The organism is Paenibacillus sp. OSY-SE, assembly GCF_000283315.1.
In the GTDB taxonomy this organism is placed as follows: Bacteria; Bacillota; Bacilli; order Paenibacillales; family Paenibacillaceae; genus Paenibacillus_B; species Paenibacillus_B profundus.
Genome location: NZ_ALKF01000194.1, coordinates 1 through 15,343 on the forward strand (window position 1 = coordinate 1; position 15,343 = coordinate 15,343).

The following is a 15,343-nucleotide window of genomic DNA, read 5'->3' on the forward strand; positions in this document are numbered from 1 at the left end:
GAGTCCTCTCTACCGCACCATACATACTCAAAGTGTATCCCTTGCGTAGGCAAGGGATTTTTTGCATGCACATATCTGCTCACATACAATGGAAAAAGAAAAATAGACCTGTTCCTTGGAAGGGATGGTCTATTTCTTGTTTGCATGAAGTTGTCAGCTGCCTAGTATCTTCTATACATGCCTAGAGACTTGGGGTGCGTATAATCGAAGCCAAACTTCTTGTATAAATGATCGGCGGGGACATCCGCTAGCAGGCTGACATAAGATTTATCAGGCGCATTGTTCTCTAAGTAATTGGTGATTTCCGTCATGATCAGTTTCCCCAACCCTTTGCCTTGATAAGAAGGGGCAACCGCGATGTCTACAACTTGATAAAAGCAACCGCCGTCTCCGATGATCCGGCCCATGCCTACGAGCTCGTCTTCATGTCTCAATGTGACTGCAAAGATGGAGTTTTTCAAAGCGATTTTGGCTCCGGTTAAGCTTTTGGCACTAAGACCGGCAGCGACTCGCAAAGCGATATATTCCTCTGGCGTAGGCGCTTCGTGAAATATATGTATGTTTGGATGCAACTGAATAAACCTCCTAAGTAGATATGAATTCCGTTCCATTATACAGGATTTTTTTGTCAATGCGCTACTATAGACACGGAGCTTTAGAATCAAGATGCTGCAAGCAGATATACAAAGCCGCCAGCGGATGCTGGCGGTTTTCGTTCTGCTTTATATCCGGGGTTATCGCAGCAAGGACAGCAAGGCGATAATTTCAACCAGCCGGATTATGCGGTTTCTTCTGCGGCGTCCGGTAATAGAACTCAACACCAGAAAATCGGTGCCGACCGAGGTTAGTCTTCCAGTAAAAGTGCCTTTTCTGGTGGTGACCCGCACATTGTGTCCACGAAGACGAAGAGCTTTGTCGCGAAATGTCATGCTTCACATCCCCTTTTCCCATAAGATAATATAATTGAATACACGTTATCATATGTGAGTTGTTACTCATGTGAGTGGGTGGACAAACTACAGGCTGGCAGGGCAGAAGCGCAAATTTGATGGATATGGGCATTTAAAAGAATCTTTTTGTCACAGCAGGCCATACAATAACAACGCAAGTACACATTAATAACGGTGAAGGAGGACATTAAATGAGCGACATTGCTGGAAGATGTGGTGGTTTCTTTACTTCTACAGGCGTAATTTTGGTTCTCTTCATTTTGTTGGTAATCGTATTGCGTTCCGGCTGGTTCTAACCATACACCGGGGAAAAGCCGGGATGTTGATTCCGGCTTTTTGACATGAAGGAATGTTTAAGTTCTATGCAGTGATTTTTTCAGCAGGTTTGCGAGCGATGATGCGAGTGTCCAGTCTTTTGAGCCATTCTCCCTTTGATTCAGAACTAACGCAGGTCAGACACAAAGGATGAACTTGCCCAACACTGGAAAACATACTGTTCTAGAAGAGTAGCCAGGTTATTAAGGCTAAACGAATCAGTTTCTGATGGGATGGGACAAGGAGTGGAATGCGTGTGCGCCACATCTTCTGACGGGATGGGAGAGTGAGGCAAAGGGCGAAGCGGAAGATAGAAACATCTAGTGCCTCATTAGACGAGTCCTCCATGTGTCTCTAGGAAATTGCAAGCGTTATCTATATGTTGCGCCATACCGCTGCTCTAACCATGGTGCAGGGGGGCGGCGCGTGCTATCATCCGATCTGGCACACGCATATGCCTCATTTATGGTGGCATCCGGAACATACTTTAGGATACGAGCATGCGCTCATTCATGAGATTGAGCGCAATCGAAGGCAGCCTCCTTTTCAGTCAAACGGACAGTAGACGGCCCTTTGTGCGTTTATACGGACACTTTAGTTCGTCCGACGAACGATTGAATGACCTGATTGGCCGCGCCAAGCACGGTCGAACGCTGCTGCAGTGAGGAAAAATGAATTTGCAATCCATGCTGATGCGATTGGAGTGTACGCTGTTGCACCGTCCGCAGAAGCGGCTTGCGGATCCAACGTTCGGCTTGGGTGAGCTTGTTGCCGATAATGACTAGCTCTGGGTTAAACGTGTTAATAATATTGGCGATGCCGACGCCCAAGTACTCACCAATCTGATGCAGCGTGTGAAGCGCGTTCGGCTCATCCTGCTCAGCAGCTTGCATGATTTCTTCCAAGCTATGATAGCTCACGTTCTTGCCAGCTTCTGCAATCGCCTTCTCCGAAGCATACAGCTCCCAGCAACCCCGGTTGCCGCAGCTGCATTTGCGGCCGTTCGCTTCAATCGTCATATGCCCCATTTCGCCAGAATAGCCGTATGCGCCCTTGAACAATTCCCCTCCGATAATCGTTCCGGTACCGATGCCGGCCCCTGCGCTGATATAGACGAGATGCTGCGCTTTCTCGCCTGCGCCGTACTCCCATTCCCCGATGGCGCCTGCGCGGGCTTCATTGTCGACAGTGACGATCGCCCCGGGAAACCGCTCCTCTATAGCCCGTTTCAGTGCAACATTCCTCCAGCCCAAGTTCGGCGCGAACAGGACGTTGCCTTCTTCATCGACCATTCCCGGCGCCCCGATGCCGATCCCTATCGTGCCGTAAGGCGCGGAGGGAGCTTGGCTGCGAAGCGCAGTGATCGTATCGCATAGGCTGTCGATCACATGCTCCGATTCATTGCTGCGGATAGGAATGTTGGCTTCCTCCAGCACAATCTGTCCTGATAAGTCGCATAGGATTGCCGTGAAGCTTCCTATGCCTAATTCGATGCCAATGGTATAGCCCGCATGGCGGTTGAACAACAGCATGAGCGGTTTTCGTCCCCCGCTGGATTGTCCCGGACCGATTTCGAGCACAAGCTGCTGCTCTAACAATTCATTCACCAGATTCGAGACGGTCGCCTTGTTGAGACCGGTCATCGATGCAACCTGCGCACGCGAGATAGGGGCATGAAGCTGGATAGCTTCGAGTGCGATCGAGGTGTTTATTTTTTTTACGAGAGCTTGATCACCGGTGACCTTCATCTTGATACCTCATCCTTTATCGATACAACTTTATTTATGCTCTAAATTTACAATGTCAATGATTATTAGTTTAGGAGGGATTGCTCATTTAAGCAAGTTTTTCATAATTAGGCTGTGACGGGTGCAGCGAGATGATGGGGGATAAGTCGAAATTATAATATTTTTCCTACTTAGTTTAATGGATATACAAAGTTATTAAATTATGCTAGGATGAGGGTAAAGTTTTAATTCAAGAGGAGGCACCTGCAGATGAGCTACTTTGCAACCGTTAACAAGATTGAGTATGAAGGCCGCCAATCGTCCAATCCTTTCGCGTTCAAGCATTATCGTCCAGATGAGATCGTGATGGGCAAGCCGATGTCAGAGCACCTGCGCTTCGCAATGGCCTATTGGCATACGCTGACCTATGGGGGAACGGATCCGTTCGGAGACGCCTTGATGGAACGCTCCTGGAACCGCCTGTCGGGAATGGATTTAGCGAAAGCGAGAGTGGAAGCCGCATTTGAATTTATGGAAAAAGCAAATCTAGACTATTTCTGCTTCCATGATCGTGACATCGCTCCGGAAGGCGATTCGCTGCGGGAGACGAACCGGAACATTGACGTGATTGTCAGCATGATGAAGGAGTACATGGCATCGACCGGGAAGAAGCTGCTGTGGAACACGCAGAACATGTTCACGAATCCGCGCTTCGTGCACGGTGCGGCAACGACGTGCAATGCGGACGTCTACGCGTATGCTGCTGCGCAGGTGAAGAAAGGGCTGGAAGTCGGGAAGGAGCTCGGCGCCTTGAATTATGTATTTTGGGGCGGGCGTGAAGGATATGAGCTGCTTCAAAACACGGACATGAAGCTCGAGTTGGACAATATGGCGCGTCTGTTCCATATGGCTATCGATTACGCAAAAGAGATTGGCTTTGATGCCCAGTTCCTAATCGAACCAAAGCCGAAGGAGCCGACGAAGCATCAATACGACTTTGATGCGGCCACCACACTCGCTTTCTTGCACCAGTACGGCCTGAAAGAACACTTTAAGCTGAATCTCGAAGCGAACCATGCGACATTGGCCGGCCACACCTTCGAGCATGAGCTCCGCGTAGCTCGTATCAACGGCGCGCTGGGCTCACTGGACGCGAACCAGGGCGATCTGCTGCTCGGCTGGGATACGGATGAATTCCCGACCGATTTGTATACGACGACGTTGGCGATGTATGAAGTGCTGATGAACGGCGGATTGGGACGCGGAGGCATCAACTTTGACGCGAAGGTCCGGCGCGGTTCGTTCGAAGCGGAAGATCTGTTCCTTGCCCACATTGCTGGAATGGATGCGTACGCGAAAGGCTTGAAGACAGCGGCCAAATTGCTGGAAGACCGCGTGTTCGAGGACATGATTGCCAATCGTTACTCTAGCTTCCGCGAAGGGATCGGTCAGGATATCGCTTCAGGCACGGCCACGCTCAAGTCGTTGGAAGAATATGCGCTGAATCATGATATCCGCAGAAATGTGTCTGGACGTCAGGAGCATGTAAAAAGTATCTTGAACACGTACCTGTTGGCCGAGTAGCCAAGGCATGGCGCGATGAAGCGGGAATCACGGATGTGGAATTCGCGATCGATAGCTGGAAAGGAGAGACCGAGATGAAATACGTCATTGGGATCGACCTAGGGACAAGCGCTGTCAAGGCAATTCTCGTGAATATGAAGGGAACCGTCATAGCGGAAGCTGCGGAAGCGTATCCTCTCATTCACGAGAAAGCGGGCTACAGCGAGCAGAAGCCGGAGGATTGGACTGACGGAACGGTAGCCGCTATTGCGCGATTGGTCAATGAAGCGGGCGTCGCGGCCGCAGATATAGACGGGATCAGCTTCTCCGGGCAGATGCACGGCCTCGTTCTGCTCGGCGAAGACGGCGCTCCGCTGCGTCATGCCATCTTATGGAATGACACCCGCACGACCGAGCAATGCCGTCGCATTACGGAGCAGCTTGGACCGCAACTGCTTCGGATTGCGAAGAATCAAGCGCTGGAAGGATTCACGCTGCCGAAGCTGCTCTGGGTACAGCAGAATGAGCCGGAGCTATTCGCCCGCGCGGCGGCATTCATGCTGCCGAAGGATTATGTCCGCTACCGATTGACGGGACATATGGCGACGGATTATTCCGATGCGGCCGGCACGCTGCTCCTTGATGTGACGGAGAAGCAATGGAGCACCGCAATTGCGGATGCCTTCGGCCTGCCGCTGTCGCTGTACCCGCCGCTCTTGGAGTCGTCCGACTGTGTCGGGACGCTGCTGCCGGAGATGGCGGGAAAGACCGGCTTGTCCCCGCAGACGAAGGTATACGCAGGAGGCGCGGACAACGCTTGCGGCGCAATTGGAGCGGGGATATTGCATCCCGGCACAGCCATGTGCAGCATCGGAACGTCCGGTGTTGTGCTCGCCTATGAAGAGAATCGCTGTGCAGATTATGAAGGCAAGGTTCACTTCTTCAATCACGGCCTCACGAATGCTTATTATGTGATGGGCGTGACGCTTGCAGCCGGATACAGCTTGCAATGGTTCAAGGAGACGTTCGGGCACGGCCTGTCCTTCGACGAGCTGCTGAATGGAATCGAAGACATTCCCGCCGGTTCGGGAGGTCTACTGTTCACTCCGTATTTGGTAGGCGAACGGACACCGCATGCGGATGCAGTTATTCGCGGAAGCTTCATCGGCATGGACGGATCGCACACGTTGCAGCATTTTGCCCGCGCCGTGCTGGAAGGCATTACGTTCTCCTTGAAGGAATCGCTTGAAATCTTGCGCGCATCCGGCAAAGAAATATCCGCCATCATTTCCATCGGTGGTGGAGCGCGAAATGAGACATGGCTGCAAATGCAGGCCGACATCTTCGGCACGGAGATGGTGAAGCTGAAGAGCGAGCAAGGTCCAGCGATGGGAGCGGCCATGCTGGCGGCTTATGGAGCGGGTTGGTTCCCAACGCTGGAGGTCTGTGCGGATGCATTCCTGATGGCGTCCGAACGCTGGAAGCCGGATCCGAACCGAAATGAAATGTATGAGCAGTTGTTTGATGTATACCGCCAGGTGTATGCGAACACTCAATCGTTGAATGAGGGACTGCTCCCGTTCCGAAGATAGATGCTTGCCGTAATTATGAGAATGCGTACCAATTAGATAATTCGGCTGCAACCGCCGTCCAATGCCATGCCCCGGCTAGGCGGATTGGCTGCAGCTGCTGTATTCACATTTCGTTACAGAATAGAACGTCAAGAAGCCAATCGGATGCCGATTGGCTTCTTGGTGATCGTGAAGGAAGTGCAAGTGCTATATGGTCGAATTCATGGAGTATGCGTGTAACGAGTTATGCATCGATACGATGAATACATAATATTGACCGCATTGAGATGATTCAACGATGACAGATAGTTTAGTTTCGGGTCAGCCTGCGGAGAGTGTTGGGATGGATAAACTAGAGGGATTTAATCCATATTATTACTGGATAGTACAGATTATGAACACTATAGGAAGAATTGAAGATGTTAAACAACGATACAGTAAAATGTATATCTGCTTATAGCAGAATGTGCCCGATTATTCATACCGCCGTTTTGTTCCTGCTTTTGATTATGCTACTGCTGCCGTCCAAGGCTCAAGCCGAACCGCTGCCGATTATGTCGGAGCAAGAGGCGGTTCATCTCGTCGTCGATCCTTCTAAGCACGTGCTGACTCTCTTCGTTCACGGCAGACCAGTCAAGAAATATCGGGTAGCGCTCGGAAATCCTGCTACTCCATCGCCGGTTGGACAATATGAGGTCGTATTTAAAGGGAAACATTGGGGACCGGGCTTCGGCACGAGATGGATTGGGCTGAATGTGCCGTGGGGGATTTATGGCATTCATGGGACGAACCGTCCCGATTCTATCGGCTATAACCGAAGTCACGGCTGTGTGCGCATGCGGAACAAGGATGTGGAAGAGCTATTTGAACGAGTCCCCATCGGAACGAAAGTAACAATGCTGGGGCATGTGCTGGGCGGACTGTACCGGGAGCCGCGGAGACTGGCCGAAGGCGACGCGGGCGGGGATGTGCTGCTCATACAGAATCGGCTGCAAGCGGCCGGGTTCTATGAAGGAGAATGTCACGGGAGATTTCGCGGGGCAACGACGACCGCATTGAAGCGATATCAACGGATGCAGGGGTTTCCAGTCGACGGTGTAGTCTCTAAGGAGATTTATCAATCCTTGGGGCTGTGGGAATGATGATTGCCATTACATGATGATTGAACAAAGCAATCCCTTGCTCGCTAGCAAGGGATTCGTTATTTCCCACTAAGGAATGTTTAAGAACGGTGGAGCGTTAAAGCGAAACCGAAATATCGTTTATGGCGATAAAACCAACCTTTAATCGCGGCCGCTCATCTTCAAAAGGCCTCGCTAGAGGTTGTCTCACTGACGGTAAGCGGGCTTGCTCAGCAATTCAGGGAGCGTCACCATTTTAATACCCTGCTGGTTCAATTGCTCAATGATGAGCGGCAGCGCCTTGACGGTGCCGGATAGATCTCCGCCTTCTCCGCCAGCAGCATGCTGCAGCACAATAGCACCGGATGTAAGATGGCTCATAACGTTTGCTTCTATTTGTTCTGGAGTCAACCCTTTCCAATCGAGCGAGTCGACATTCCAATTCACGATGAGCATGTCTTGGCTGGCAAGCCATTTGATCTGTTCCTCGCTTATATTGCCATAGGGGGGGCGGATGTAGCGCATCTGCTGCCCGGTAATCCCGCGGACGATATCTTCGGTTCGAGTCACCTGGTGACGAAAGCTTTCGTCAGACAATTTGGGCAAGTTGGCGTGATCGTAAGAGTGATTTCCTATTACATGTCCTTCGTTTACCATACGCTGAACGATTTCTGGATATTTTTCTGCCCGGTTGCCTACGACGAAAAAGGTAGCTTTTACGCCGTATTGGTTCAGCACATCCAGCACCTGGGGAGTGAAATGATTGTCAGGCACGTCATCGAACGTCAAACTGATGCACTTCCGATCGGAAGGTCCTTGCAGCAGAAAATGCGAACGGTATTTCTTGCGCAGCTCCGCTAAGGACAGGGGCTTGGGCTCGCGTACTTGGCTTTCCTGCCCGCCGGCGAGCTGCGGGGTTTCCTTAGCTGCCATTTTGATTTGCCTTTGTTGAATCGTGTAGCCTTCTTGCGAATGTTTGGCTGCAGGTGATTTACCGGATGGAGTGCATCCAGCGGCCAATACCGCAAACAGAACCAATAACATGATTCTCGTGTTCATTGTGTCCCTCCGCACATTCTGTTTTCATCGAGTAGACAGATATGGCTTTATGTTTTGAAGGGGACACGGTATTTATCCAATCGTATGAACAAAAGTTGGATGAAGGGCAAACTATTCGTATAGTGCGTCCTTCAGCTTGGTGGACATGCCAGCGCGTGACTTGCCCTTACCGGCAGCGTGCAGCGATTTGCGCAATCGCTCGTTGTCTTTCATTAACTGCTCCATCTCCGCCAACAATTCCGCAACAAGCGCGGAGGCCGCTTCATCTGCTGTAGGGAGAATTTCTGCTTTTCGGCGTATGTATTCGTTCAGTTTTGCTTCGTTCATAGGACAAGACTCCTGTTCGTATATACAATCAATAATTTGTCTCACCTCTTTATTATAAGGGAAAATAAAGAAGCCGTCATATACGACGGCTTCTAGCTGTTTAGAAACCTTGTTAAGGTTGAAAACGAAGCAATTACGGGTGGAGAGCATCCGCTGGGGAGACCTGGAGATCGCCTTTGAATCCGAGTCATTCCCACACAATCTCTTCCCAACAACTTGGATTTAACAGCGACGGAAGCCAATACTCCCATCATGATTGTTTCCTTTTCACTTTATTTTGGACGATGAGGTTTAACGATGGTGCTGTTAGTTGAGGTTCTACTGCATCCACTTTGCTTGCACAATGTTCATATCAAGCACATGCATTGTATCCATGGCATAGCTTCCAGAGGTGACGAATTTCTCTGAACCAGATTCATATAAAATGTATAGCGAATCATCGATAACAGCCAGTTCCTCTGCCATCGGCGGTCCATCCAGCTTGCCCGCCAATGCTTTACCGTCGAGGAACCAGACCGGCACGGAAGCTTCTCCGATCTTCACCTCTGTGTGCGGGGCTTCCTTACGCGGATCGGAGTAGAACAGGACGGTGCTCTCGGCATTGCGCCCGAATGAATCACTTAATATCCAATGACCTTTCCACAGACTCATGCCTTGGATGCGATTCGGAATGGATAGGATCGCCTCAGGAACTGGAGATTCCGCTCCAGCAGCTAGCTTCGGCGGCAGGCCGGTCTGGGCATCGATCGCATATCCTTCCATCCAAGCGCGGTATTCCTCGCCGTCGCGGTTCTGCAAGTAATGGGACTTATCCGTCGGATATTCGGTACCGTGGGCGAATTCTCCGACCCATAGCAATCCGTCTTCATATGCAACGTTCGAAGCGCGGACGCCCGTTTTCAGACTGCCCTCGAACACGACCTTTCCGCCGTCCTCCGCCTTGTTGAGCGCTTCGATCGACACATAGCGCGCTTCGCCGCCTGAGGCGATCCACACATAACCCGGTGTGACGGCCGCGCCGCCTGCATGCCCGGTATAAGGCTTATTATTCCCTTCATACAGTTCGAACGATTTCACCAATGCGCCGCTCTTGGCATCCAGAAGCGCGAGTACGCTGACTCCGCCCTTCTCCCGATAGCCCGACATTACGAGCCAGCCTTCGTCAGGCGCATAGGCGAGCCCTTGCGGAATGACCTGCTCATGCAGACCGGGAATAATCGGACCAAGTGTTGCCAGCTCCAGTATCGGCTGGAACTCTTTTTTATCAATGCGCATCTTCTTCTCGACTTCTTGCTGCGTCAGCTTTCCATTCCGCTCGGCTGCCTGTGCCGTCTTGATCAGCGGAGCGGCTGCTGTCCCAGTGGAAGATGACGCAGGCTCTTTGGCTCCGCCGGAGCCGTTGCCGCATGCGGTTGTCCAGAGCAGAAGGCCAAGCAGGAGCAGCCCGCGCGCGCTTTGTTTCCATCGTGCTTTATTTGATGTACACATGCCATCGCCTCCTGTATTTTTCATTTATTTAAATGCCGAATTGGCTAATGCGGCCACAATATGCTTCTGGGCGAATGAAAATACGATGACAATCGGCAAGATGACCATGACGCTCGCGGCACTCAGCATATGGAAGGTCAATGCCTCATCGCCTGCGACGGAGTCGCGCATCATTGCCACGGCGACGGTCAGCACGCGCATATTGTCGGAGTTCGTCATAATGAGCGGCCAGAAGTAAGAATTCCAGCTGCTGATGAACGTCAGTACGATCAGCGTCGCAATTGTCGGCATCGCCATCGGAACGAGTATGCGGTACAATTGGTGAAATCGTCCTGCGCCGTCCACGCGCGCGGCCTCCAGTACATCGTTATTCAATGATTTGAACGACTGCCGCAGCAAAAAGATACCGTAGGCAGACGCCCCGTGAGGGACAATGAGCGCCAAATATGTATTCAACCAACCGAGCTTTGACATCATCACATAGACCGGTACGAACGTGACTTGCTCCGGCACGATAAGCGCGGCGAGCACAAGAAGGAACCATTTGTCGCGGCCCCGGAAGTTCCCCTTGGCGAATGCGAAAGCTGCCCAGATGGCGACGTTGATTTGCAAGAACATAATGCCGAACGTCTGTATCGTCGTATTCAGAAAATAGCGCCCGAACGGTGAAGCTTGAAACGCCTCAACATAGTTCTGCCAGCGGAACGACTCCGGCCAGAAGGAGGGAATCGCCAGACGCAGCTCGTACGGAGTCTTAAGTGAGGTGACGACAAGCCAATAGGTTGGAAAAAACATCAGTATCGTAATCAAGATGGCTGCTGCCAACCGGATGGAAGATGAGATGGATTTGGACATCCGCTAAGCCTACCCTTCGTAATGAACTCGTTTTTTGGAAATCCACAGTTGAATGACGGTCAACGTAATAATAATGATGAAGAAGATGACGACAAGCGCCGATGCACGACCGGTGCGGAAGTCGGAGAATGCCATCTGATAAATCCAGAAGACCATCGCCTTCGTCGCGTTGAGCGGTCCGCCGTTCGTCATAATATCGATCGATTGGAATACCTGCATCGAGCCGATAAAGTTCGTAATGATGAGGAACAACGTCATAGGAGACAGCAGCGGCAGCGTAATGAGCCGGAATTGGCTCCAGCGTGTGGCGCCGTCAATGCTGGAAGCCTCGTAATATTCCATCGGAATGCTGCGGAGCCCAGCGATAAAGAGCAGCATCGCGAAGCCGACGCCCTTCCATAGTGAAACGGTGATGAGCGCAGAGAGCGCGGTATTCGGATTCGTCATCCAGGCAACGGGATCGAACCCGGTCAGATGCAGAATGTAATTCGCCAAGCCGTATTCCGCGTTGAAGATCCATAAGAAAATCATGGCGGCGACAACCATCGAGATGTAATACGGCATGAAGACGACGGCGCGCAGGAAGTTGAATATTTTCGACGTGGAATTGAACAGCAGCGCCAGTCCAAGACCGATGACAATCGTGAAGAACACATCGAATACGGTATATTTGAACGTGACGGTCAATACTTTCCAGAACTCTTCGCTTGATAACAGCTTCGTGTAATTCTCCATGCCGACAAACTTCTTAATCGGACGTGTCATGTTCCAGTTCGTCATGCTAATGTATATCGAATAGATAAGCGGGTAATAAGTAAACACAAGCAAGAACAGCAGCGCCGGGAGCGCGAAGCTGAAGTCTTTCCACTTCTCGAAGAAGCGGTACCAGGACCAAGGCCGTTTGGTAGATAGCTGGGCAATCTGTACAGCATAAGGTTGTTCGGAATGTGCATTCATTTCGATATTCGCCCTCTCCTTAGATCGGAATCAACTAAATAATAGAAAGGCCAAGCCAAAGCCGCACGCCCTGTGTCCATATTTAGGAGGGATACAGCCTTGCTTGACCGCAGATAATGGTGAACTTTTGAACACGAAGCATATCTGGAAGCTGAATCGACATCGAATCTTGCATTCACCTTCGAAGAGCTTATGCTTCCGAAGTATGTTTCCTGCGGAAACATTTCAGGTGCTCATGTAGGTTCTGCCTACACTGCGCTCCTCCCTCTTTAGGTTCATGCAACCTTCTCGGTGTTGAAAAGTTCATTATTTGAACACGCTTAATTGCTGTCTTCCAACACTTTGTTGATTTCTGCTGCCGCTTCCTTCATCAAATGAGCCGGGTCCCCGTGTTCGAGCACCATTTTTCCGACCGCTTCAATATAGAAGTCGCTGAACTCCGGATACAACGGATGCTGGATGCGAGGCTGAACGTTATCGAAATTCTCGAGCACCACTTTGTATTGCGGCCAGCGTTCTTGATAAGCTTTGCCTTCCTCGGTATCGACGACTGACTTATGTGTTGGCAAATAGCCGACTTTTTCCGCCCATTTAATGTTGTACTCTTTGCTCGTCATGAACTGAATGAACTTCCACGCCGCTTCTTTTTGATTGTCTTTGGCACCGCTCATCATGACGATACCAGCTCCGCCGATATTGGAAATGCGTGTTTTGTCGCCAGGGAGGAAGGAGACACCGACTTCAAAGTCTGCATTTTCCACATACGTCTTAATCATGGCGGAAGTGTGTTCGATCATGGCGATTTTACCTTCCAGGAACATTTGGCGCATCGTGCCAGACGCTCCTTTTCCGTATCCGATATGCATGGCGCCTTCATCCACCCAACGATTGAAGTTCTGAATGTAGCGCAGGCTTTCTGGCGAATCGATGCTGGCTTGCGTCATATCGGCGTTCAAGACGGAACCGCCGCCGTTGATCATCCATGGGTCATAATACCAGTTGTCCCATCCTGGAACGGAAAGAGCATAACGATCGGTTTTGCCATCTTTTTTCACAGTAACCTTCTTGTTGAACGCTTCGACTTCGTCCCACGTTTGCGGCGGCGTGACGCCGAGCTTGTCGAGCATCGTCTTGTTGTAAACCATGACGCTCATGCTCACGATAAGCGGAAATCCGAATTGTCGACCTTCGTACGCATAGGCTTTCGCCATGCCTTCGGAGAAGCTGGACATGTCAACCTGATCACGCTCGATATAAGAAGTAAGGTCTTCAAAAATTCCGTCATGCGCAAACATTGGCAAGGAAGAGACCTCAACGTTCGTTACTGCAGGAACATCGTTCGCTGCGACTGCAGCCAGCAGCTTCTTGTGCAGATCGCCATAGCCGCCTTGATAGACAGGTTCAACCGTAATGTAAGGATATTTCTTATGAAATTCTTCAATCATGTACGTCAAGCCCTCTTCTTGGGCTTCCGCATGAGAATGCCAGTATTGGATTTTGACGGGTGTCTTGTCTTCTTTCTTTGCTGCCGGAGCGGCAGCTTCCCCTTGGCCTTTGGCCGCATCGCTTGTGCTTTCCGAGGCGGAGCCGGTAGAGCATCCGACGACAGCGAGGAACAGCATGGAAATAACAGTTAGCATCGTAAACCAACGTTTTTCTTTCATAGATACATTTACACTCCTCATGAATGGGTTCCTAATGTAGGGTAAAGAGTTAGCTAGCGACAAATTGGATTCTTTAGTAAAATCATCGGAACTGTGCACATGTCCCATTGTAAAACGTGATTTTTAACATAGCGTTAAGCTAGTAATAAGGAATTGTAAATAGTGCCATTAATTTTGCAGGGCTATTATAGAAATGCCTACTTCATCCTATGGGTATGCGCTTTCAAAAATAACTCGAATATTTGCGACATTTTAATAAACTATGAAAACGAAACCGCCTAAACTTTTCGTGTGCTAAAATAGGGAATATTCTTAATTCTGACACGAAAGGGACTATGAACAGCATGATGCGCATACGTGAACAAGATAAGAGCATGGGATTTCTTCTGAGCCTCGGTGCGGAGGCAGGCAGATGACTTCCATGGAATCCTTGAATCATAGTTTCTATCGCAAGAGGCAGCTCCGCCATATGTATGTCTACATGTTTATGCTTTTTACGCCGGCGGCGGTCTTTTCTTCTTTTTTTCCGTTATATTACAAAGATATCGGTTATAGCGACGCCATGTACGGATTGCAAAACGCGGTGCTTCCCATCGTTGGCATGATCGGCAATTATTTAATTGGCTATTTGAGCGACAAGTTCGCGGCCATGAAGCCTCTCCTGTTGGCCCTCCTGCTTGCGTTGATTGGAGTATTGTTTTTCGTCTTTCATACCTCGGAACCGTGGACGGTGATGGGACTCATTTTTGTTTTTCAATTTCTGTGGGTTCCAGCCACGTCGCTGACCGACAGCATGGCGATGCTTGCGGCGAGACGGCTGGGAGATTCCTATGCGGTCATTCGCGGCTGCGGCGCGGCAGGGTTTGCCGTATCGGCGGTTCTTATCGGATGGCTGCTGGAACGGCTGCCAGGACATGCATCGATGGGATGGATCGTGATGGTTCTGGTCGGTTTGACCGGCTGCGCGCTGCTGCCGCTGCGGGATCCGAGACGGGACGATACGGAACGAAATGCAGCCGAAGCGCTTGCGGCAGAGGTTAGTGAAGAGAGTGCGGGCGGATTGTCGACTCGGAAAAAGCCACAGGCAAAAGTGAACATGAAAGAGTTCTGGAGCTACGTCTTCACGCGGCGCTTCGTATTATTCATGGTCGTGCTCATCATTTATAATATGACGCTCATCTTCAACGACCAATATTTTAGCTTCATGATCCGGGATATGAATGGAAGCTCGCTCGACATCGGACTCGGATGGATGCTGCCGGCGGCGACAGAGGTATTCGTCTTCTTATATTTGGGACGCTCCGGCCGGCAGTTCCGGCCGCTCACCATGCTGGCATTGTCCGCCGTCATTATGGCTGCGCGCGCGCTAGTCATCTACGTAACGGACATCCTGCCGCTCATCTTGTTCATGCAGGCGGTTCAAGGAGTGGGCATCGCCCTGTACTTCATTTATTTGGCGGAGTATATGATGGATCTCATCCCCGACCGTTTTCGCGCAAGCGGCCAAGCAGTCATGTCGGTCATCATGAGCATCGGGGCGACGATGACGGGAAGCCTTATCGGGGCTTTTATATATAATCAACTGGGAACAAAGGCTCTGTATTTAGGCATGGGGCTGCTTCTGCTCGTATCCGCCGCCGGATTTATTGCCGCGGAGCGTCTGGAAGGGCGGCATGGCACGGCTTGCCCAGAGACAGATACCCATTCTGCATGAGGCGAGCGCTCATCACATGCAGAAGGTTCATT

The 15,343-nt window shown here is 50.8% G+C and carries 14 protein-coding genes; 5 read left to right on the forward strand and 9 right to left on the reverse strand.

Annotation, left to right across the window (positions count from 1 at the left end; translation table 11 throughout):
• Positions 1-161: 161 nt before the first annotated feature.
• Positions 162-572, reverse strand: a complete 411-nt coding sequence (locus A372_RS0121500; RefSeq protein WP_019422969.1) for a GNAT family N-acetyltransferase — start codon at positions 570-572, stop codon at positions 162-164.
• Positions 573-734: 162 nt separating this feature from the next.
• The gene (locus tag A372_RS37555; protein WP_157259647.1) at positions 735-929 is read right to left on the reverse strand and encodes a DUF2642 domain-containing protein; all 195 of its coding nucleotides are present in this window, start codon (positions 927-929) and stop codon (positions 735-737) included.
• Between the two features lie 212 nt (positions 930-1,141).
• On the opposite strand from A372_RS37555, the gene A372_RS38010 reads away from it, so the two are divergent.
• Positions 1,142-1,246 carry a hypothetical protein gene (locus A372_RS38010; RefSeq protein WP_019422970.1) on the forward strand — a complete coding sequence of 35 codons (105 nt, stop codon included), beginning with the start codon at positions 1,142-1,144 and terminating at the stop codon, positions 1,244-1,246.
• A gap of 600 nt (positions 1,247-1,846) precedes the next feature.
• Here the strand turns inward: A372_RS38010 and A372_RS0121510 are convergent.
• Positions 1,847-3,013 carry an ROK family transcriptional regulator gene (locus A372_RS0121510; RefSeq protein WP_019422971.1) on the reverse strand — a complete coding sequence of 389 codons (1,167 nt, stop codon included), beginning with the start codon at positions 3,011-3,013 and terminating at the stop codon, positions 1,847-1,849.
• Between the two features lie 249 nt (positions 3,014-3,262).
• Between A372_RS0121510 and xylA the strand changes: the two genes are divergently transcribed.
• The 3 genes from xylA to A372_RS0121525 all read left to right on the forward strand — a co-directional run bounded on the left by xylA (position 3,263) and on the right by A372_RS0121525 (position 7,268).
• The gene (xylA, locus tag A372_RS0121515; RefSeq protein ID WP_019422972.1) at positions 3,263-4,576 is read left to right on the forward strand and encodes a xylose isomerase; all 1,314 of its coding nucleotides are present in this window, start codon (positions 3,263-3,265) and stop codon (positions 4,574-4,576) included.
• A 74-nt stretch (positions 4,577-4,650) separates the two neighbouring features.
• Positions 4,651-6,147: a xylulokinase gene (xylB, locus tag A372_RS0121520; RefSeq protein WP_019422973.1), complete on the forward strand. Its 1,497-nt coding sequence runs from the start codon at positions 4,651-4,653 to the stop codon at positions 6,145-6,147.
• A 398-nt stretch (positions 6,148-6,545) separates the two neighbouring features.
• Positions 6,546-7,268: a L,D-transpeptidase family protein gene (locus A372_RS0121525; RefSeq protein WP_019422974.1), complete on the forward strand. Its 723-nt coding sequence runs from the start codon at positions 6,546-6,548 to the stop codon at positions 7,266-7,268.
• 186 nt (positions 7,269-7,454) lie between these two features.
• Here A372_RS0121525 and A372_RS0121530 read toward each other — a convergent pair whose 3' ends face one another.
• The 6 genes from A372_RS0121530 to A372_RS0121560 all read right to left on the reverse strand — a co-directional run bounded on the left by A372_RS0121530 (position 7,455) and on the right by A372_RS0121560 (position 13,597).
• Positions 7,455-8,306: a polysaccharide deacetylase family protein gene (locus A372_RS0121530; protein ID WP_019422975.1), complete on the reverse strand. Its 852-nt coding sequence runs from the start codon at positions 8,304-8,306 to the stop codon at positions 7,455-7,457.
• 111 nt (positions 8,307-8,417) lie between these two features.
• Complete coding sequence (locus A372_RS34470; protein WP_019422976.1) at positions 8,418-8,633, reverse strand: hypothetical protein; 216 nt, start codon at positions 8,631-8,633, stop codon at positions 8,418-8,420.
• A gap of 318 nt (positions 8,634-8,951) precedes the next feature.
• Complete coding sequence (locus tag A372_RS0121540; RefSeq protein WP_019422977.1) at positions 8,952-10,121, reverse strand: hypothetical protein; 1,170 nt, start codon at positions 10,119-10,121, stop codon at positions 8,952-8,954.
• A gap of 24 nt (positions 10,122-10,145) precedes the next feature.
• Positions 10,146-10,976 (reverse strand): carbohydrate ABC transporter permease, encoded by an 831-nt coding sequence (locus A372_RS0121545; RefSeq protein ID WP_019422978.1) that lies wholly within the window; start codon positions 10,974-10,976, stop codon positions 10,146-10,148.
• A 9-nt stretch (positions 10,977-10,985) separates the two neighbouring features.
• Positions 10,986-11,933 carry a carbohydrate ABC transporter permease gene (locus tag A372_RS0121550; RefSeq protein WP_019422979.1) on the reverse strand — a complete coding sequence of 316 codons (948 nt, stop codon included), beginning with the start codon at positions 11,931-11,933 and terminating at the stop codon, positions 10,986-10,988.
• A 320-nt stretch (positions 11,934-12,253) separates the two neighbouring features.
• Positions 12,254-13,597 (reverse strand): ABC transporter substrate-binding protein, encoded by a 1,344-nt coding sequence (locus tag A372_RS0121560; RefSeq protein WP_019422981.1) that lies wholly within the window; start codon positions 13,595-13,597, stop codon positions 12,254-12,256.
• A 412-nt stretch (positions 13,598-14,009) separates the two neighbouring features.
• Here A372_RS0121560 and A372_RS34475 point away from each other — a divergent pair, with 412 nt between their 5' ends.
• Complete coding sequence (locus A372_RS34475; protein WP_019422982.1) at positions 14,010-15,311, forward strand: MFS transporter; 1,302 nt, start codon at positions 14,010-14,012, stop codon at positions 15,309-15,311.
• Positions 15,312-15,343: the final 32 nt, after the last annotated feature.